This window comes from Actinoplanes sichuanensis (assembly GCF_033097365.1).
In the GTDB taxonomy this organism is placed as follows: domain Bacteria; phylum Actinomycetota; class Actinomycetes; order Mycobacteriales; family Micromonosporaceae; genus Actinoplanes; species Actinoplanes sichuanensis.
Genome location: NZ_AP028461.1, coordinates 7,254,954 through 7,272,741, shown reverse-complemented (window position 1 = coordinate 7,272,741; position 17,788 = coordinate 7,254,954). Strand labels below are relative to the sequence as shown.

Here is a 17,788-nt window from a genome sequence, read left to right as displayed (position 1 = left end):
TCTCGATCAGGTGGCCGTCCGTGCAGGTGACGGCCAGGTGCAACTCGGCACCGCAGTCCCGGTGGGCGTACTGGATGGGCGGCCCCTCGGCGTCGGCCAGGTAGCGGTTGCCCCACTCGGCCAGCGCGATCATCACCGGGTAGAGATCGAAGCCCTTGTCGGTGAGTCGGTACTCGTGGCGGACCCGGGAGCCCGGTTCGCGGTACGGCTCGCGGCGCAGCACCCCGTGCTCCACCAGGTTGTTCAGCCGGTTGGTGAGCACCTGCCGGGGGATGTGGGTGCGGATCCGCATGTCGTCGAAACGTCGGATGCCGGAGAACACCTCACGCAGCACGACGAGCGACCACTTCTCACCGAGGACGCCCATCGCGCGTTCGATCGTGCAGTTGTCGACGGACCAGTTCAGGGCGGGGGGAGTGGCCATGTGAGGAAGGCTAAGTCTCGTTGACAGACTCATCAAGTCTCTGCAAGCCTGCATCCATGACGCAGACCCAGGAAGACATGCGTACCCGGACGTTCGGCTGGACCGACCCGGCCGAGCACGCGAGCCAGATCGGCCGACGCGGCGGGCTGGAGCTCCTCCAGGCGATGTCCGCCGGTGACTTCCCGGCACCGCCGATCATGCACCTGATCGACATCGTCGGCATGCGGGTCGAGGAGGGCAGCGTCACCATCGAGCTCGACCCGCAGGAGTTCCACTACAACCCGCTCGGCACCGTGCACGGTGGAGTCCTGTCCACCCTGCTCGACACCGCGGCCGCCTGCTCGGTGCACAGCACGCTGCCGGCCGGGGTCGGCTACACGAGCATGGACCTCAACGTGAAGTTCCTACGCCCGGCCACCATCGCCTCGGGCCGGCTCACCTGCACCGGTGGCGTCCTGCAGCGCGGCCGGCGGACCGCGCTCGCCGAGGCCCGGATCACCGACTCGGCCGGCCGGCTGATCGCGCACGCCACCTCCAGCTGCATGATCTTCGAGATCCCCGTCGGCTGACCTACTCCGGCGGATCCTCGCCGGTCAGGCCGTCGACCGACTCCCGGATCAGGTCGGCGTGACCGGCGTGCCGGGCATACTCCTCGATCATGTCGATCATCATGCGGCGCAGGCTCGGCGTACGCCCGTCGGGCCAGGTGAAGTCGGCCGGCGTGTCCAGCCCGCCGGCGCCGATCGCCTCGGCGATGTTGGCGCGGGACCGGTCCACGCACTCCTGCCACAGCTTGTAGAGGAACTCCGGGCTGTCACCGGCCGCGCTGCGCCACTCCCAGTCGGTCTCGTCGTCCCAGTCGACGTTCCGCCACAGCGCCGCCGGTTGCCGGCCGAGCCGGATCGAGAAGTACAGGTCCTCACAGAGCGCCAAGTGTTTGAGCAGGCCGCCGAGCGTGATCGTGCTGGCCGCGACGGTAGCGTTCAGACCTTCGGAGTCGAGCCCGCCGGCCTTCCAGGCGAAGATGCGCCGCTGCCGCTCCAGCGAACCGACCAGCGTCTCCACCTCTGTGCCCGCCGCGGGCGGTCCCATCGGAATCATGCCCGCACGCTAACCTCGGTTCCGGACGATAGGCGTCCGGATTCGAGATTTCCGACGGGTTCGGGGTTCCGGCAGGGGGACTGGATCGTGGAGAGCCCGACCGCGCGGGCGCTGATGGCGTTCGAAGCCGTGCAGGGTAGCCCCGGCATCACCGCCGACCGGCTCGCCGAGCGCCTCGGCGGCATCTCCGAACGGGCCGCCCGCCGCTACATCGCCATCCTTCGCGAAGCGGGCATCCCGATCGAATCGGTCCGCGGCCCGTATGGCGGCTACCGCGTCGGCCGCGGCGCCCGCCCCGCGCCGCTGATCTTCACGCAGGCCGAGGCACTGGGTCTGGTGATGGCGGTCCTCGACGGCCACCACGCGGCCGGGGACACCACGAATCCGGTCGGCAGCGCCCTCGGCAAGATCGTCCGAGTTCTTCCCGAGGCGCTCGGCGCGCAGGTCGAGGCGGTCCGCCGCACCGCGGCGCCCGCACCCGACCGCGCGGCCGCGCGACCCGACCCCGAGATCACGTCCCGGTTGGTGCAGGCTTGCGCCCATAACCAGGTGGTACGGGTGAGCTACCGCTCAGAAGCAGGCAACGACTCCACGACCGACGCGGACCCGTGGGCGATCGTGGTCCGGCACGGCCGGTGGTATCTGCTCTGCCACGCGCACCGCCCCGCCGCCCGTCGCGCCTACCGGATCGATCGGGTCACCCGGGCCGACATCCTCCCCGAGACGTTCGTGCCACCCGCCGACCTGGACCCGATCGCGGTCCTCGACGAGCACCTGGCCACCGGCTGGGAGTACCACGCCGAGATCCTGATCGAAGCCACACCCGCCGAGGTCGCCGAATCCGCCGGCACCGCCCTCGGCACGCTGGCGCCCGGCCCTCGACCCGGGACCACCCTGCTGACCGGCACCACGAGCGCCCCCTACTGGTACGCCCGCCAGCTCACCGCGATCCCGGTCCCGTACCGGATCCTGGGCGGCCCGGAGATCCGCACCGCCGCCCGGCACATCGCCACCCGGATGCTCGACGCCACCCGCCCGGCCCAGCCGTAGCTCCGACGTTGCCGCGCGGTCCGGAAATGTCACAGCCCCCGGGTAGCGTCCGCGGCATGGCTGATCCCGAGAAGAGCCGAGACACCGGGCCGGTCAGCCCGGACCGTCATCGTTGCCTCGGCGGGCCTGGGACGGTGCGGGCCGTCGGCTGGGCGTCTTCCACCGCTGTGCGTCCAGATCCGGGTGCACGCGGCTTCTCGGCGTCGCGCGGGAAGGAGGCTGTCCGAGGTCGCGGTGGAGTTTCGGTCGGGCGGCGGGACGGCGCGGCGGGGCGCTGCCGCTTGGGCGGGATCTCGGGCGAGCGCCGGGGCGCGGGTGAGGGGGAGGCGGCGGGTGAGCGGCGGGGTGGGGGAGGGGACGCGGTGGTGGGTGCGCGGTAGAGGGAGGGTGCTGGAGCGGCTGCGGTAGGGGGAGCGGCGGCCGGGTGCTGTGCTGGGCCGGGCCGTGACGGGGGTGGGGCGGCGTGCGGTGCCTGGCGGCGAGGGTGGCGATCGGGTGGGTGGGTGAGTAGCTGGTTCAGGGTGGCGGTCGCCGGGGGTGGTGTGTGGCGTCGGCCGCCTGTCGTTCGGCGGTCGGACACCGGGGCGCCCGGGGCGGCGAAACGGCCACTGAACCACGCGGTGAACGCGGCGGCCACCAGGCCGAGCAGTTCGAGGGTGAGTAGGGGAGCGGAGGCGGTTCGGTGTGGGTCGCGGACTCTTGTCAAGGTCAGGACGGCGTAGATGATCAGGACGCCCACGTCCAGGAGCAGGGCCAGGACGAAGATCCGGACGCCGGCCGGGCCGGTCGCCACCACCGCGTCGGTGATCGCGGCCGCGGTGGCCAGCAGTCCGCCGCCCAGACCGGCCACCAGGTTCCAGAAGGCGACCGTGCCCAGCAGCGACGGCGCGCCCATCAGGACGGCCAGGTCGAGGACGAAGGCCATCCAGAACAGGCCGAGCGGGAACATCAACAGCAACGGCTGCATCCCGTGGCCCGCGAGGCGGAGCCGGCTCTCCATGCGACGGTCCCCCTGCCGTGCTCGGCCCGCCTGCGACGGCCGCTGTTGCCGGGCGTGGTCCTTCCAGCGACGGATGCCGCTGCGGCCTGCGGGCGCCGGTGGCGGCGCATCCGGAACGACGGCTGTCGCTGCGTTCTTCAACGACGGCTGTCGCTGCCGGGCATGGTTCCTTCAACGATCGTTGCCGCTGTCGTGTTCGGTCTTACCCAGTCTGGGGGGAAACGTCCGGAAACGGACGGTCTCGTGCGGGTGATTCGATGTGCGGCCGGGTGATTCCCCCTGCCGCGGGCGGGGGTGCGTCCGGGAAAACCTCAAGGGCGGTGTGGCTTCGCCGATGAGTGCGGGGTCCAGCTCAGCCAGGGAGGTGCCGTGTCGTGAAGCGCCATTCCCTCGGTACGGTCCAGCGGTCGCGCCGCCAGTCGTTGCGAGCTTCGGCCGCGTACGGCGCGGTGCCCGCGGTGCTGGGGATGGCGTATTCGATCGGCACCTGGGACGACCCCTATCGGTTGCCGATGCTGCTGGTCACAGCGGTGATGGTGGCTTTCGCGATGCTCGGCTGGGTGGCCGCGGGACGGATCGCGCGCACCAGGTGGTGGATCTGGATCCAGCTCAGCGCGGCCGCGGTCAACATGGCCGGGTCGGCGGCTCTGGGCATCCTGGACAGTGGGGTGGCCGGGCCGCTCGGCACGTTCATCCCCCTGTCGGTGGTGCTGCTGGCGATCGTCACGCCGCCCCGGGCGTTCCTTGTGACGGCCGGGTTGGGGCTTTCCGCGTACACCTCGGTCATGGTCTTGGGTGACCCGCCGCCGGCCGGATATCCGCTGGTCCATGGCCTCGCGTTCGCCTGCGTCGCGTTTCTCTGCCTGCGTCATTCGGCGGTGCTGGCGTCGCTGCGGCGGCGCCTGGCGGACAGTTCGCGCACCGACCCGTTGACCGGCTGCCTTAACCGGCGCGGGTTCGACGAGCGGATGGCGGCCGAGCTGGCCGACGCCGAGCGGGGCGGCAAGCCGGTGACGCTGGTGCTGCTGGACCTGGACCATTTCAAAGAGGTCAACGACACGCTCGGCCACCGGGCCGGTGACGAGCTGCTGGCCTGGACCGGTCAGGAGCTGCGGGCCGACCTGCGGACGCACGACGCGGTGGGGCGGCAGGGCGGCGACGAGTTCGCGATGCTGCTGCCGGGCACCGACGCGGCGGACGCCGAGGGTGTGGTCGAGCGGCTGCGGGAGCGGTTGCGGGTGTGTTCGCCGGCCAGTCTGGGTTCGGCGACGTTCCCGGATGACGCGCGCGATCTGGCGGGCCTGTTGCTCGTCGCCGACCAGCGGTTGTATCGGGACAAGGCGGCCCGGGTGCGGCGCGCGCCGAGCGCGGAGGCGGTGGCCGGGGCGCGGGACGGGGTCCGGCCGTCCGGTCCGATGGCGGCGGTGGAGGCGCGGGAGCGGCGGCGGCACTCGATCGCCGACCCGGGCTGGATGTCGATCACCCAGACCGTGGTGGCGTTGGTCTACGTCATGCTGGTGGCCAACGATCACGTGCACCGGGCCGGCATGGTGGCGTTGTCGCTGTGGGGTTTCGGTACGGGTCTCGCGGTGGTGCTGGGCGCCGACTGGTTGAGCCGGTCGCGGCTGGCCCGGCCGTTGATGCTGGCGTTCGCGTTCAGCGCGTTCGTGAGCTGCGCGGCGATCGCCACTCTGGACGGTGGGGTGGACCAGCCGCTGGGTGTCGGGGTGCTGATCTCGATCCCGCTGCTGATGCTGGGGATGCGGCCGGAGGTGGCCGGGCCGCTGGCGCTGGCCGCCGGTGGTCTCTATCTGCTGGTCGGGCTGCGGGTCGGCGATGCGTCCGGCTGGTATCTGACGGTGCAGATGCTGGGTACGGCGGCCGCGGCGACGGCGTGCGCGTTGCAGGGCCGGTCGGCGGCCCGCCAGCGCCGGATGCTGACCCGTCTGTCGCGGGTGGACGTGCTGACCGACGTGCTGAACCGGCGTGGTTTCGCGGAGCGTTTCGCGGCCGAGGTCGCGGACAGCCGGCGGACCGGCCGGGGTGCCGCGCTGCTGGTGCTCGACCTGGACGGGTTCAAGCTGCTCAACGACGCCCAGGGGCATGCCGCCGGGGACGAGCTGCTGAAGTGGGTGGCGATGACGTTGCGGTCCGAGGTGCATCCGCACGACATCGTGGGCCGGCTCGGCGGCGACGAGTTCGTGGTGCTGCTGACCGACGGCGACGCGTTCGACGTGGCCGACAACCTGCGGACGGTGCTCGGCGCGCGAACCGGGGCGAGCATCGGTGTGGCGGTTCTCGACGCCGACGGCGAGGACTTCGACGGGCTCTACGCGGTCGCGGACGCCCGCCTCTACCAGCAGAAGAAGCCCGCGCAGCGGTACGTCCGGAGCTGACCGCGGTGGCAACCGGACGGCAATCGGCGGCCACCCGGGACGGCACCTGAGCCGATCACAGAATGGGGCCTCCCTTCGATCGATCGGACCCCCGAATGAAGCGCGTACTGCTCCTGCTCGCCGCGGTGTCGACGCTGGTGGCGGCTCAGCCCGGGGTGGCCCTGGCGGCCGCCGGAAGCGCCAAGGCCTACGCCTTCATGAGCCAGTCGCACGGCACTGCGTTGATCGCCCGCTGGAACCCGTGCGCCGGTGCCCTCGACTACCGGGTCAATCTGGACCGGGCGCCGAAGGATTCGCTGGCCGAGGTGAAGACGACGTTCAGCCGGATCTCGGCGGCCACCGGCCTGACGTTCCGCTATGCCGGGACGACCGATGTGATCCCGCAGGCGAAGTCCGGCTACAAGGGCGCCTACCCGGCGGGCACCGAGATCGTGATCGCCTGGGCGACGCCGGGTAAGCACAGCAAGTGGCTGCCGTCGGGGACCCGGGTGCTGGGCATGGGCGGCGGTTCGTGGCAGACCGCGTACGCGGCGGACGGCTCGGACGCGCTGATGATGCTGACCGGCGCGGTGGTGCTGAACGCCTCGTCGGTCAAGTCGCTGGACCGTGGGTTCGGGGCGTCCGGCCATGGCACGACGGGCGCGGTGCTGATGCACGAGATCGGACACGCGATCGGCCTGGCCCATCCGGAGCAGAACGACCAGAACCAGATCATGTACCACACGATCACCGCGAAGAAGGCCGTGTGGGGTGCCGGTGACCTGACCGGGCTGCGCAAGCTGGGGAAATCGGCGGGCTGTCTGTATACGCAGCGCCCGGCATAGCGGGTTGCAGATTGTGAACAAGTGATTACCGTCAATACATGCGGGCCTTCTTCCTGGCACTTCTGCTGGTGATAGCGGGTATCGTGGCGCCGGCTCAGCCGGCCGTCGCCGCGGTACCGACCGACGCCCATGGTCGCGAGATCGTCCTGCGCGGCTTCAACGTCTCGGGCAGCACCAAGCTGTACGAGAACGGACTCCTCCCCTTCCGCAGCACCGCCGACGCCGCGACCGCCGCGGCCCAGATGCGCGAACTCACCGGCGCCAACGCGATCCGCTTCCTGATCAGCTGGGAGGGCGTGCAGCCGGCCCGGGACCGGATCGACACCGCCTACCTGGACCGGGCCGCCGATCAGATCCGCCAGTTCACCGACCGGGGCATCCGGGTGCTGCTCGACTGGCACCAGGACCTCTACTCGTCGCACCTGTTCGACCCGGACAGCTGGTACACCGGCGACGGCGCGCCCAAGTGGGTGATCGAGGCCGGGACCTATCCCGACGAGTCGTGCGGCATCTGCCTGCTGTGGGGGCAGAACATGATGAACAACGGCGCGGTGCGGGCCGCGATGTACGACTTCTGGCGCAACCGGTACGGCGTGCAGGACGCCTACCTGACGCAGGCCCGCGCCGCCCTCACCCACCTGCGGTCCCGCGTCGACTACAGCATGATGCTGGGCGTCGACCCGTTCAACGAGCCGTTCGACGGCGGGCTGGACGGCGCCTCCGGGACCACCTGGGAGACCACCTATCTGCTGCCGTTCTACCAGCGGTTCCGGGCCGTGATGGACGCGACCGGCTGGTCGTCGCTCCCGCTCTACGCCGAGCCGCTGGTCTTCTGGAACACCGGGTTCTTCGAGCAGGGCGGTCTCGGTACGGCCGGCCGGCTGGGCTCGCGGTACGTGTTCAACAGCCACTACTACGACGGCGGCCGGATGACCCTGGACCCGTCGGCGGCCGGGGACGGCACGTACAACTCGGCGATGAACCGGATCCGGGACCGGGCCACCGCACTCGGCACCACCGCTTTCGTCTCCGAGTTCGGCAACGCCATGTCCGGCACGAGCAGCAGCTCCCGTACGCCGTGGATGGTCCGTTCGATGTATCAGAGCCTGGACTCGCGGGTGTCCGGTGGCTCGTACTGGAACAGCGCGGCGAACTCCGGCCAGGTGCTGTCGTCGACCCAGTGGCACTGGGACGTCTACAACGGCCGGCACAACGAGCTGATGAACTTCAACCCGGACAAGGTGCAGACCGCCGGGGACGCCTGGAACGGCGAGGACCACTCGGTGATCGCGAACGGGGCGCTGCGACTGGACCGCCGGGTGCTGGACCGGCTGTTCCCGAGCGCGGTGTCCGGGACGACGATCGGATTCGCCTACGAGGATCTGGCCCGGGACGGTTTCGCCGGTGCGGGCCGACAGCAGGCGTGGCTGACCGTCCCGTCCCGGCTGCCGGCGATCGCCGGGCTGGTCGCCGGCCGGCAGTACGGCGTGCTGGTCTGGCGGGAGCCGGCCGCCCCACTCGGTGCGCCGACCGAGGTGCACCTGCCCGGGTCGTTCCCGTCCGCCCGTACCGTCGTGGTGTCCGATCTGGGGGTGGTCTCCGGGGTGCCGGCGACCGGACCGGTCGCGGTGACCACCGAGGTCGGGGCCACGACCGCCCGGCGGTTGCTGCTGGACGCGACCGGGTCGGCGGCCGGGAAGGTGCACGTGGCGCTGGTGGTGAACGCCTCCGACGTGGCCTCGGTGCCGGCCGCCACCCTGACCGCGGCCCGCACCGAACTGCTGAACTGGGCGGCCGGATTGTGATTGGTTCTCATCTATGACATGACTTCTGCGACTGTGAGCGCACCCGGGACGGCTGGGATCCTGGTTCGATGAACGTCCAGGTCCTGCCGATCACGTCCACCGACGTGTCCCGGGTCGCTCAATTCCTGAACGCCCATCTGAACTCCCGCCTCGGTGTCGACGTGTGGGCCCGTGCGCTCACTCCGCCGTGGAAGGCGGCCGCCCCGAACCACGGTTTCATGCTTCTGGCGGCGGGTGTGGTCGTCGGTGTCTACCTGGCCTTCTACGCCGAGCGCACGGTCGGCGGGACACGGCAGCGGTTCTGCAATCTGGGCGGCTGGTGTGTGCTTCCGCAATACCGGCTGCTGAGTGTGAAACTGCTGCGAGCCCTGCTGCGACAGGAGGGTTATCACTTCACCGATCTGACGCCGAGCGGCAGCGTCATCGCGATGAACGAGCGGCTCGGGTTCCGTCATCTGGACAGTGAGCTGGTGGCCGTACCCAATCTGCCGTGTCCGCCGTCGCCCGGGCGGCTGGTCACGTCGGATCCGCGCCGCATCGAGGACCTGCTCGCGGGCGACGACCTGCAGCTCTATCTGGATCACCGGGAGGCGTTGGCCGCCCGGCACGTGGTGCTGGCCGACCGGTCCGGGGTCTGTCATGTGGTGTTCCGGCACGATCGTCCGCGCAATCTGCCCTGGTTCGCGTCGTTGGTGCACGTCAGCGACCAGGCGGTGTTCCGCCGGATGTTCCGGGCGTTCACCGGGCACCTGTTGATCCGGCACCGGCTGCCGGCCACCCTGCTGGAGCCGCGAGTCGCCGGATTCCGTCCACGCGGGGCGATCCGGGTGCCCACCGACCGGCGCCGGATGTTCCGCAGCGACACTCTGGAACCGGGTCGGATCGATCTTCTTTACAGTGAGCTGGTCTGCGTGCCGTTCTGAGGTTCGCCATTGTTGGCTCGGTCACCGTGTCATCGGGATTTCGGCTCCCGGACACATTTCCCGAGTACGACTTCAGGTATGACCGACCCGCGTTACGAGATCGACCGTACGAACCACCGTACGGGTTCCACAGTCCACCTGCACCTCATCGGCGCCTTCGACCGGGACGCCCACCGGGTCCTCCGGGCCGCGATGCGGGACGCGTTCGCCTCCGGTCGCCGCGGTCACGGTGTGATCGTCGACATGGCGCGGGTGGAGACGATCGGCAGCGAATGCATCGAATTGCTGCTGATCGGCTACACCCGCGCCCTGCGTGGCGGTCACGGGTACGACATCGTCCATGCGGCCGGCCACGTGCGGCAGGCCCTGGCCCTGACCGGTCTCTGCGCGGCGGAGACCCTCTACAGCACCGTGACCGTGCCGGTGTCCAGGTCGTAACGAGCACCGACCACCTGCGCGCCACTGTGCGCGACGATCTCACTGCGGGTGACCAGAGCCGAGACCTGGGCCCGGACGTTGGCCCGGACCGCCTTCTCGACGCCGTCCGGGTCGTCGACGAACGGCTCGACGATCGGGGTCAGTGCCTCGACGATGGCCGCGATGTGGCCGGGCACCTCGGCGCCGGTCTTGATGGCGTTGAGGGTGGCCGACACCGCGCCGCAGCGCTCGTGTCCGAGCACCATGATCACCGGCGGGGCGAACTCCTCGACGGCGTACTCGATGCTGCCGAGCAGCAGGTCGTCGACGATGTTGCCGGCCACCCGGTTGTCGAAGAGGTCACCGACGCCCTGGTCGAAGAGGATCTCCGGGGCGACCCGCGAGTCGGCGCAGCCGAGGACGATCGCGAACGGGTGCTGGCCGGCGGCGATCTCCCGGATCCGGGCCGGGGACTGGTGCGGGTGCCGGCCGTGGCCGGTGACGAACCGGCGGTTGCCGGCCAGGAGTTGTTCCAGGGGGGTGCCCGCGGGGTGCGAGGCCTGGGCGGCCGGAGCGAGTGCGATCGATCCGGCGAGAGCGCCGCCGACAGCGAAGAGTGACCGTCGGCGAACAGGTGAGTCCTGCATCTTCTACTCCAAAAGAGAGAGGGACGCGGACCATCATGCTCCGGTTGATCAAGGGCGCCCAGGGAGTATGGCGATCAAGACATCCAGATGCCGCAATGGCGGGCAAATCGGACGCATGACGCATTTCTCGAAGCGTCCGGGGGTTATTCCCCCGGACGCGTGACGCGAGAAAGAGCCGACGTGTCTTATCTTCTTTCAGCGGGTCCTGCGGCCCGTTGCCCGGTCGCACGCGAAACCTTGCGCCGGGCCGTTTTTCGTACCTGCGCGCGATTTCCGCATTGACAATTGTCGCCGATCCGACCGTGGTTTCGAGAGAAACACATTCGAAACAACTCACCGGAAAGCGGGAATCGGCGAGATCGACTTGAATATGCCGCCACCGATCGCGATATGGTCGGCGCGCTCCATTTCTGGTGGCGTAATTCCCTCATTGCTGAAAGGCGACGACCTTGGCTGCCGCCGTCATGATTCTGATTTCCGTCGTGCTGGCCACGTTCGCGGCGGTGACCCTCTGGTGGACGATGCACGCGTGGCGCACCCCGGAGACGCTCGCCGGGACCCGCTTCGCGGAGCCGGACGGTGACCACCGACTGACGTTCTCCCTGCTGCTGCCGGCCCGGCACGAGCAGGCCGTGCTGGAGCACACCATCCAGCGTCTGCTCCGCTCCACCCACCAGGGCTACGAGATCATCGTGATCGTCGGCCACGACGACCCGGACACGGCGGCGGTGGCCCACGCCGCGGCCGAGAAGGCTCCGGGCCGGGTGCTGGTCGTCACCGACCACAACGAGGTGAAGAACAAGCCGCGTGCCCTGAACACCGCGCTGCCGTTCGTCCGCGGCGACGTGGTCGGTGTCTTCGACGCTGAGGACCAGGTGCACCCGGACCTGCTGGAGCACGTCGACCACGCGTTCCGGTCGACCGGCGCGGACGTCGTCCAGGGTGGCGTCCAGCTGATCAACTTCCACTCCAGCTGGTACAGCCTGCACAACTGCCTGGAGTACTTCTTCTGGTTCCGCAGCCGGTTGCACCTGCACGCCGACAAGGGCTTCATCCCGCTCGGCGGCAACACCGTCTTCGTCCGCTCCGACGTGCTGCGCACCGCCAACGGCTGGGACGGCACCTGCCTGGCCGAGGACTGCGACCTCGGCGTGCGGCTGTCCAGCCGGGGCGCCAAGGTCACCGTCGCCTACGAGGCGTCGCTGGTCACCCGCGAGGAGACCCCGGACACCATCGGCAGCCTGCTCAAGCAGCGCACCCGCTGGAACCAGGGCTTCCTCCAGGTGCTGCGCAAGGGAGAGTGGCGGCGGCTGCCGACCTTCGGGCAGCGGCTCCTCGCCCGGTACACCCTGCTCGGCCCGTTCTTCCAGGCGTTCTCCGGCATCGCGATCCCGATCGGCATCGCCGCCGCGATCTTCGCCGACCTCCCGATCGGCATCGCGCTGGCCACCTTCGTGCCGGTGGTGCCGATGGCCGCCAACATCGTCTTCCAGACGGTCGGTCTGCGCGACTTCGGCCAGCAGTACGACCTGCGGATCAAGCCGGTCCACTATGCCCGGCTCATCCTCGGCGCGTTCCCGTACGCCCTGGTCCTCAGCGTTGCCGCGCTGCGGGCCGTGTGGCGCGAATACACCGGCCGCCGTAACTGGGAGCTGACCGCGCACGTCGGCGCCCACATCAACGCCAACGCCGAGGTCGGTGCCGCATGACCACCACCGGCACCGCCCTCATCCCCAAGGCGCGAGGCCCGCGGGCCGAGACGTCGCCGACGCGCGCCCTGGTTCCGATTCCCCAACCCCCGGGAGGGGTACGGCGACGCGAGCTCACCGGCGGCGAGGGCCTGCTCGCCGGTCTGCTGACCACGCTGGTGATCGTCGTCCTGACGGTCAACATCAGTGGCTTCCCGATGGCCAGTGACGACGAGGGCACCTACCTCGCACAGGCCTGGGCGGTCGCCACCGGCAAGGGCCTGGCCCACTACACCTACTGGTACGACCACCCGCCCCTGGCCTGGATCCAGCTGGCCGCCCTCTCCTGGATCCCCGACCTCTTCGGGGTCACCGGCCCCGCGGTCACCACCGGCCGGGTCGCCATGATCCCGGTCGTCGCGGCCTGCCTGCTGCTGGTCTACCTGATCTGCCGTCGGCTCGGCATGGGTATCCGCGCGTCCGCGATCGGCCTGCTGTTCTTCGGCCTGTCCCCGCTGACCGTCACCATGTACCGCGAGATCTACCTGGACAGCTTCGCCGTCGCCTGGATGCTCGGCGCGCTGGCCCTGGTGCTGTCCCCGCGCCGCAACCTGTGGCACTACACCGCGGCCGGGGCGGCCACCGCGGTCGCCGTGCTGAGCAAGGAGACCATGCTGGTCACCCTGCCCGCGGTGTGCGTGGCCCTGTGGCAGAACGCGGCCCGCAGCTCGACCCGACCGTGGGCGGTCGGCGGTTACCTGAGCGGGCTGGTGCTGGTCGGCGTCTTCTACCCGCTCTACGCGGTGTTGCGCGGCGAGCTGTTCCCCGGCCCGGGGCACGTGTCGTTGATCGGCGCGTGGCAGTTCCAGCTGGCCAACCGGTCCGGCACGGGCAGCGTCTTCACCCCGGGCTCGGGGTCGTACGAGCTGGTCCAGTCGTGGCTCTTCTACGACCCGGTGATCCTGGTCGCCGGGTTGCTGGCCACGGTGCCGGCGCTGTTCGTCCGCCGGCTGCGCCCGGCCGCCCTCGCCGCGCTGATCCTGGTGCTGGTCGCCATCCGTCCCGGCGGCTACCTGCCGGCCATGTACGTGGTCCAGTTGCTGCCGTTCTTCGCCATCGTCACGGCCGGGATGCTCGACGTGGCGGCCCGGGCCGTACCCCGGCACCGCCGTTGGTGGCGGCCCGCGCTGGCGGCCGTGGCGGTACTGCTCGCGGCGATGCTGATCGGTCCGCGCTGGGTGGCCGGCAACCACCGCAACCTGACCGCCGACGACAACGCCGGGTACGCGGCCGCGGCCGCATACCTGCGCACCTCGGTTCCGGACCGGTCGAACACCACAGTGGTCACCGACGACGTGCTGTGGCTCGACTGTGTCGAGGCCGGGTTCCCGGAGGAGCAGGTCATCTGGTTCTACAAGCTCGACCTCGACCCGGCCGTGCAGTCCCGTCTGCCGAACGGCTGGCGCGACGTCGACTACCTGATCTCGACGCCCGCGCTGCGCCAGGACCCGAGCACGCTGCCGCTGGTCACCGCCCTGCTGACGAACTCGACGCTGGAGGCCTCGTTCGGCCCGGCCGACGCCCGCATCGAGATCCGCCGCATCGACAAGGAGAATCCATGACCACCCAGGCACAGGGCCGGGCGGCCGTCGGACTGCCGCACCAGGCCACCGTCACTCCCGGCGAGAAGACGCTGTCGCTGAAGGCGTTCCGCGGTTCCGGGCGCACCCGGGCCGTGCTGCCCGGCGAGATCGGCGTCCGCCCGAATCCGGCCACTCTGCGGCAGAGCGTCATCGTGCCCACCTACAACGAGCGCGACAACGTGCCGACCCTGCTGGCCCGGCTGGCCGCCGCCCTGCCGCACGACGACACCGAGATCGTCTTCGTCGACGACAGCACCGACGGCACCCCCGAGGCCATCCGGGAGGCGGCCCGGGACCACCCGATCGCGATCACCGTGCACCACCGCGACGAGAGCACCGGTGGGCTGGGCGGCGCGGTGGTCGAGGGTATGCGGCTCGCGCGGGGCGAGTGGATCGTCGTGATGGACGCCGACCTGCAGCACCCACCGGAGATCGTGCCCGACCTGATCGCAGCCGGCCTGCGGGACGGCGCCGACCTGGTCGTCGGCAGCCGCTACGCCGGCGGTGGCGACACCGGTGGGCTGGCCGACGGATACCGCAAGCTGGTCTCGCGGGGCTCGACGCTGCTGGTCAAGACGCTGTTCCGGAACAGTCTGCTGGCCGTCAGCGACCCGATGAGCGGGCTGTTCGCGATCCGGGCCAGTTCCCTGGACACGGCCGCGCTCCGGCCGCTCGGCTACAAGATCCTGCTGGAGTTGATCGTCCGCAACCGGCCCGGCCGGATCGTCGAGGTGCCGTACGGCTTCCAGGCCCGGCACGCCGGCGAGTCCAAGTCGACAGCGGCCGAGGGCGTCAGGTTCCTCAAACACGTCGCCGGGCTGCGGTTCGGCCCGGCCCGGCTGCGGATGCTGGCGTTCGCGCTGATCGGGCTCTCCGGGCTGCTGCCCAACCAGGCCGTGCTGTGGGCGCTGCTGCACCTGACCGACGTGCACTACACGGCGGCCGCGGTGGCCGCCAACGTGGTCGCGGTCGGCTGGAACTTCGCGTTGACCGACACCCTGCTCTACCGCAACCACCGACGGCGCGGCCCGGCCAGCCGGTTCGCCCGGTTCTTCCTGATGGGCAACGCCGACCTGCTGTTGCGCATCCCGCTGCTGGCCGTGCTGGTCAGTGGCCTGCACCTGGGCGTGCTGGTCGGCAATCTACTGACCCTCGTCGCGTCCTTCGTCATCCGATTCCTGATCTCCGACAGGCTGATCTACCGAGCGGGAAAGAAGCCATGAACCGATCACGTCCGCTGATGAGCCGCAGCAACCGGCTCCACATAGCCCAGTTGATGGTGCTCACGCTCGTACTCTTCCTGGCGCTTCCGGATCGTCCGGCGTCGGCCGGTGCCAATCTGATCGCCAACCCGGGCCTGGAATCGCTGGCCGCCGACGGGTTCCCGGTCTGTTGGGAGCAGTCCGGCTGGGGCGCCAACGGCCACACGTTCGCGCTGAGCACCGACGCGCACAGCGGCGCCCGGTCGATGTCGGTCACGTTGACCACGGCCGGCCAGGGTGACCGCAAGGCGATGATGCTCGAGGACACCTCGTGCGCGCCGAACGTCACGCCCGGGCACCAGTACGACCTGTCCGCCTGGTACAAGACGACCACCCCGAACACCGTGATGACCGTCTTCCGGCACGACGTCGCGCAGGGCTGGGTGTACTGGACCGACCTGGCCACGCTGCCGGTCACCGACGTGTGGACCAAGCGGACCGTGCGCACCCCGCAGATCCCGGCGAACACCGACCAGATCGTCTGGGGCGTCACCATCTACGGCAACGGCACCCTGAAGACCGACGACTACACCATGGTCGACGCCACCCAGACGGTGCCCGACGAGTCGTGCAGCGCCGGCGACAAATGCGTCAAGGGCGACTGGCAGGTCATGCCGTTCCAGTCGTCGGTGCGGGCCATCCACGCCGTCGTGCTGCGCAACGGCAACGTGCTGCTGATCGCAGGCTCCGGCAACGATCCGGCCGCGTTCGCCGCCAAGACCTTCACCACCGCCATCTACAAACCGGGCACCGGGCAGTTCACCGCGGTGCCGACGCCCGAGGACCTGTTCTGCTCCGGGCACGTGCAGCTCAAGGACGGCCGGGTGCTGGTCATGGGCGGCAACAAGGACTACCCGGCGGCGGACGGGAGCCACGGCTACAAGGGACTGAAGAACTCGTACATCTTCGACCCCGCGACCAGCACCTACACCCGGGTCAACGACATGACCGCGGGCTCCTGGTACCCGTCGGCGACAGTCCTCGGCAACGGTGACGTGATCTCGCTCGGCGGCCTCGGCGAGGACTCCCACGGCATGGTCGCCACCCAGTACTTCAACTCCACCCAGCAGCGCTGGCTCGGGCTCAACGAGGCCAACCAGACCTGGAACTTCTGGGGCCTCTACCCGTCGATGATCCTGATGCAGGACGGTCGCCTCTTCTACACCGGCAGCCACGTCTTCGGCAACGGCACCCCGGGCACCGGCTCGTCGATCTACGACTACGGGACCAGCACCATCACGCCGGTGCCCGGCCTGCGGAAGAAGGACGAGCGCGACCAGTCGATGAGCGTCCTGCTGCCCCCGGCCCAGGACCAGAAGGTGCTGACCATGGGCGGCGGCAACATCGAGACCAACCCGGACGCGCACCGGCTCACCGACATCATCGACCTGAAGCAGGCCTCCCCGGTCTACACCGCCGGGCCGCAGATCCCGCAGGGCACCATGACCGGCGGCGTCCCGCAGACCGGCGACCAGGGCAAGATGTACGTGTCGGCGGTACTGCTCCCGGACGGCAAGGTCTTCGAGACCGGCGGCGCGCTGCACAACCGGGCCGACCCCGTCTACGAGGCGTCGATGTACGACCCGGCCACCAACACGTTCACCGCCGGGATGGCCACCGACCCGGTGCCGCGCGGCTACCACTCGTCGGCCTTCCTGCTGCCCGACGGCCGGGTCATGGCGGTCGGCGACAACCCGGGTAACGGCACGTTCGACAAACGGGTGTCGGTCTACTCGCCGCCGTACCTGTTCAAGGGCGCCCGACCGCAGATCACCGGGCTGTCCACGCCGAACTGGGCGTACGGCAGCTCGAACACGATCACCGTGGACTCGCCGATCCTGAAGGCCGAGCTGATCCGCCCGGCCGCGGTGACCCACTCCAGCGACCCGAACCAGCGGTTCGTCGACCTGCCGATGACCGTGAACGGCAACTCGATCAGCCTCAACCTGACCAGCAATCCCAACCTGGCGCCGCCCGGCTGGTACATGCTGTTCGTGGTGGGCACCAACGGCGTCCCGTCGGTCGCGAAGTGGGTGAAGGTCGGATGACCAGGACACGTATCGCCGCGCTGACCCTGGCCGCGGTCGCCCTGGTGGGCGGCACGACCTGGGCGGTCACCACGGAGACCGAGCCCGCCGAGTTCGGCGCCGCCACCGAGGTCGCCGCGCAGCAGACGCTGCCCGTGGTTCCTTCGCTGAGCCCGGCACCGGTGGCGGAGAAGAAGGCCCCGGCGAAACCGGCCGCGGCCACGACCGCGCCGGCCAAACCGGGTAGGCACGCCACGCCGGCGCCGTTCGTGCAGACCTTCGCCGCCCAACCGGGCGCCACCAGGCAGAAGGCGAAACGCAAACCGACGGCGCCGGTCAAGGTGGCCCCGACGGTCGACGGATGCGACCGCAATTACGGTACGGTCGCGCACTGCATCCCGATCCGGTTCCCGGCGGGCGTCACCGACAAGTGCGTCTGGTTGCGTGATCACGGGTACCGGAACGTCAAGGTCGCGGCCAAGGACCGGCAGGGGCTCGACCCCGACCGCAACGGCATCATCTGCGACAAGTGAGAGCCGGGTGCGGGGCACGCCCATCGTGCCCCGCACCCTTCACCGCCC

15 protein-coding genes and 1 pseudogene are annotated in these 17,788 nt (G+C 70.1%); 12 read left to right on the top strand and 4 right to left on the bottom strand.

The window, feature by feature from the left end; translation table 11 throughout:
- Nucleotides 1-154 precede the first annotated feature (154 nt).
- A pseudogene (locus Q0Z83_RS33545) lies at nt 155-367 on the bottom strand (winged helix-turn-helix transcriptional regulator); the annotation flags it as partial.
- A 113-nt stretch (nt 368-480) separates the two neighbouring features.
- On the opposite strand from Q0Z83_RS33545, the gene Q0Z83_RS33540 reads away from it, so the two are divergent.
- Nucleotides 481-993, top strand: coding sequence for a PaaI family thioesterase (locus Q0Z83_RS33540; protein ID WP_317787248.1), 513 nt, complete (start codon nt 481-483; stop codon nt 991-993).
- A 1-nt stretch (nt 994) separates the two neighbouring features.
- On the opposite strand, the gene Q0Z83_RS33535 is transcribed toward Q0Z83_RS33540, so the two are convergent.
- On the bottom strand, nt 995-1,525 hold the full coding sequence (locus Q0Z83_RS33535; protein ID WP_317787247.1) for a DinB family protein: 531 nt from the start codon (nt 1,523-1,525) through the stop codon (nt 995-997).
- Nucleotides 1,526-1,612: 87 nt separating this feature from the next.
- Between Q0Z83_RS33535 and Q0Z83_RS33530 the strand changes: the two genes are divergently transcribed.
- Nucleotides 1,613-2,575 carry a helix-turn-helix transcriptional regulator gene (locus Q0Z83_RS33530; RefSeq protein WP_317787246.1) on the top strand — a complete coding sequence of 321 codons (963 nt, stop codon included), beginning with the start codon at nt 1,613-1,615 and terminating at the stop codon, nt 2,573-2,575.
- A 106-nt stretch (nt 2,576-2,681) separates the two neighbouring features.
- On the opposite strand, the gene Q0Z83_RS33525 is transcribed toward Q0Z83_RS33530, so the two are convergent.
- On the bottom strand, nt 2,682-3,575 hold the full coding sequence (locus Q0Z83_RS33525; RefSeq protein WP_317787245.1) for a DUF2231 domain-containing protein: 894 nt from the start codon (nt 3,573-3,575) through the stop codon (nt 2,682-2,684).
- Nucleotides 3,576-3,949: 374 nt separating this feature from the next.
- Between Q0Z83_RS33525 and Q0Z83_RS33520 the strand changes: the two genes are divergently transcribed.
- The 5 genes from Q0Z83_RS33520 (at nt 3,950) to Q0Z83_RS33500 (ending at nt 9,961) form a co-directional block, all read left to right on the top strand.
- The gene (locus Q0Z83_RS33520) at nt 3,950-5,971 is read left to right on the top strand and encodes a GGDEF domain-containing protein (protein WP_317787244.1); all 2,022 of its coding nucleotides are present in this window, start codon (nt 3,950-3,952) and stop codon (nt 5,969-5,971) included.
- 95 nt (nt 5,972-6,066) lie between these two features.
- Nucleotides 6,067-6,795, top strand: coding sequence for a matrixin family metalloprotease (locus Q0Z83_RS33515; RefSeq protein WP_317787243.1), 729 nt, complete (start codon nt 6,067-6,069; stop codon nt 6,793-6,795).
- A 38-nt stretch (nt 6,796-6,833) separates the two neighbouring features.
- Nucleotides 6,834-8,600 carry a cellulase family glycosylhydrolase gene (locus Q0Z83_RS33510; RefSeq protein ID WP_317787242.1) on the top strand — a complete coding sequence of 589 codons (1,767 nt, stop codon included), beginning with the start codon at nt 6,834-6,836 and terminating at the stop codon, nt 8,598-8,600.
- Between the two features lie 68 nt (nt 8,601-8,668).
- The gene (locus Q0Z83_RS33505; protein WP_317787241.1) at nt 8,669-9,523 is read left to right on the top strand and encodes a hypothetical protein; all 855 of its coding nucleotides are present in this window, start codon (nt 8,669-8,671) and stop codon (nt 9,521-9,523) included.
- 78 nt (nt 9,524-9,601) lie between these two features.
- Nucleotides 9,602-9,961 carry an STAS domain-containing protein gene (locus Q0Z83_RS33500; protein ID WP_317787240.1) on the top strand — a complete coding sequence of 120 codons (360 nt, stop codon included), beginning with the start codon at nt 9,602-9,604 and terminating at the stop codon, nt 9,959-9,961.
- Here the strand turns inward: Q0Z83_RS33500 and Q0Z83_RS33495 are convergent.
- Nucleotides 9,925-10,587 carry a carbonic anhydrase gene (locus Q0Z83_RS33495; RefSeq protein ID WP_317787239.1) on the bottom strand — a complete coding sequence of 221 codons (663 nt, stop codon included), beginning with the start codon at nt 10,585-10,587 and terminating at the stop codon, nt 9,925-9,927. The two genes, Q0Z83_RS33500 and Q0Z83_RS33495, sit on opposite strands and share 37 nt — an antisense overlap.
- A 464-nt stretch (nt 10,588-11,051) precedes the next feature.
- On the opposite strand from Q0Z83_RS33495, the gene Q0Z83_RS33490 reads away from it, so the two are divergent.
- Genes Q0Z83_RS33490 through Q0Z83_RS33470 form a run of 5 tightly spaced genes read left to right on the top strand, consistent with a single transcriptional unit; the run spans nt 11,052 to nt 17,740 of the window.
- Nucleotides 11,052-12,296 carry a glycosyltransferase gene (locus tag Q0Z83_RS33490; protein WP_317787238.1) on the top strand — a complete coding sequence of 415 codons (1,245 nt, stop codon included), beginning with the start codon at nt 11,052-11,054 and terminating at the stop codon, nt 12,294-12,296.
- On the top strand, nt 12,293-13,897 hold the full coding sequence (locus tag Q0Z83_RS33485) for an ArnT family glycosyltransferase (protein WP_317787237.1): 1,605 nt from the start codon (nt 12,293-12,295) through the stop codon (nt 13,895-13,897). The genes Q0Z83_RS33490 and Q0Z83_RS33485 overlap by 4 nt, the downstream gene beginning before the upstream one ends.
- Nucleotides 13,894-15,141, top strand: a complete 1,248-nt coding sequence (locus Q0Z83_RS33480; protein ID WP_317787236.1) for a glycosyltransferase — start codon at nt 13,894-13,896, stop codon at nt 15,139-15,141. The genes Q0Z83_RS33485 and Q0Z83_RS33480 overlap by 4 nt, the downstream gene beginning before the upstream one ends.
- Entirely contained in the window at nt 15,138-17,228 is a 2,091-nt protein-coding gene (locus tag Q0Z83_RS33475) for a galactose oxidase early set domain-containing protein (RefSeq protein ID WP_317787235.1), read from the top strand. The genes Q0Z83_RS33480 and Q0Z83_RS33475 overlap by 4 nt, the downstream gene beginning before the upstream one ends.
- Entirely contained in the window at nt 17,225-17,740 is a 516-nt protein-coding gene (locus tag Q0Z83_RS33470) for a hypothetical protein (RefSeq protein WP_317787234.1), read from the top strand. The genes Q0Z83_RS33475 and Q0Z83_RS33470 overlap by 4 nt, the downstream gene beginning before the upstream one ends.
- Nucleotides 17,741-17,788: the final 48 nt, after the last annotated feature.

Bases quoted from the DNA above. Each gene is read 5' to 3' on its own strand.
- Q0Z83_RS33480 (WP_317787236.1), top strand. From the start codon at position 13,894: ATGACCACCCAGGCACAGGGCCGGGCGGCCGTCGGACTGCCGCACCAG.
- Q0Z83_RS33485 (WP_317787237.1), top strand. From the start codon at position 12,293: ATGACCACCACCGGCACCGCCCTCATCCCCAAGGCGCGAGGCCCGCGG.
- Q0Z83_RS33510 (WP_317787242.1), top strand. From the start codon at position 6,834: ATGCGGGCCTTCTTCCTGGCACTTCTGCTGGTGATAGCGGGTATCGTG.
- Q0Z83_RS33515 (WP_317787243.1), top strand. From the start codon at position 6,067: ATGAAGCGCGTACTGCTCCTGCTCGCCGCGGTGTCGACGCTGGTGGCG.
- Q0Z83_RS33540 (WP_317787248.1), top strand. From the start codon at position 481: ATGACGCAGACCCAGGAAGACATGCGTACCCGGACGTTCGGCTGGACC.
- Q0Z83_RS33525 (WP_317787245.1), bottom strand. From the start codon at position 3,575: ATGGAGAGCCGGCTCCGCCTCGCGGGCCACGGGATGCAGCCGTTGCTG.
- Q0Z83_RS33475 (WP_317787235.1), top strand. From the start codon at position 15,138: ATGAACCGATCACGTCCGCTGATGAGCCGCAGCAACCGGCTCCACATA.
- Q0Z83_RS33535 (WP_317787247.1), bottom strand. From the start codon at position 1,525: ATGATTCCGATGGGACCGCCCGCGGCGGGCACAGAGGTGGAGACGCTG.
- Q0Z83_RS33490 (WP_317787238.1), top strand. From the start codon at position 11,052: ATGATTCTGATTTCCGTCGTGCTGGCCACGTTCGCGGCGGTGACCCTC.
- Q0Z83_RS33495 (WP_317787239.1), bottom strand. From the start codon at position 10,587: ATGCAGGACTCACCTGTTCGCCGACGGTCACTCTTCGCTGTCGGCGGC.
- Q0Z83_RS33500 (WP_317787240.1), top strand. From the start codon at position 9,602: ATGACCGACCCGCGTTACGAGATCGACCGTACGAACCACCGTACGGGT.
- Q0Z83_RS33470 (WP_317787234.1), top strand. From the start codon at position 17,225: ATGACCAGGACACGTATCGCCGCGCTGACCCTGGCCGCGGTCGCCCTG.
- Q0Z83_RS33505 (WP_317787241.1), top strand. From the start codon at position 8,669: ATGAACGTCCAGGTCCTGCCGATCACGTCCACCGACGTGTCCCGGGTC.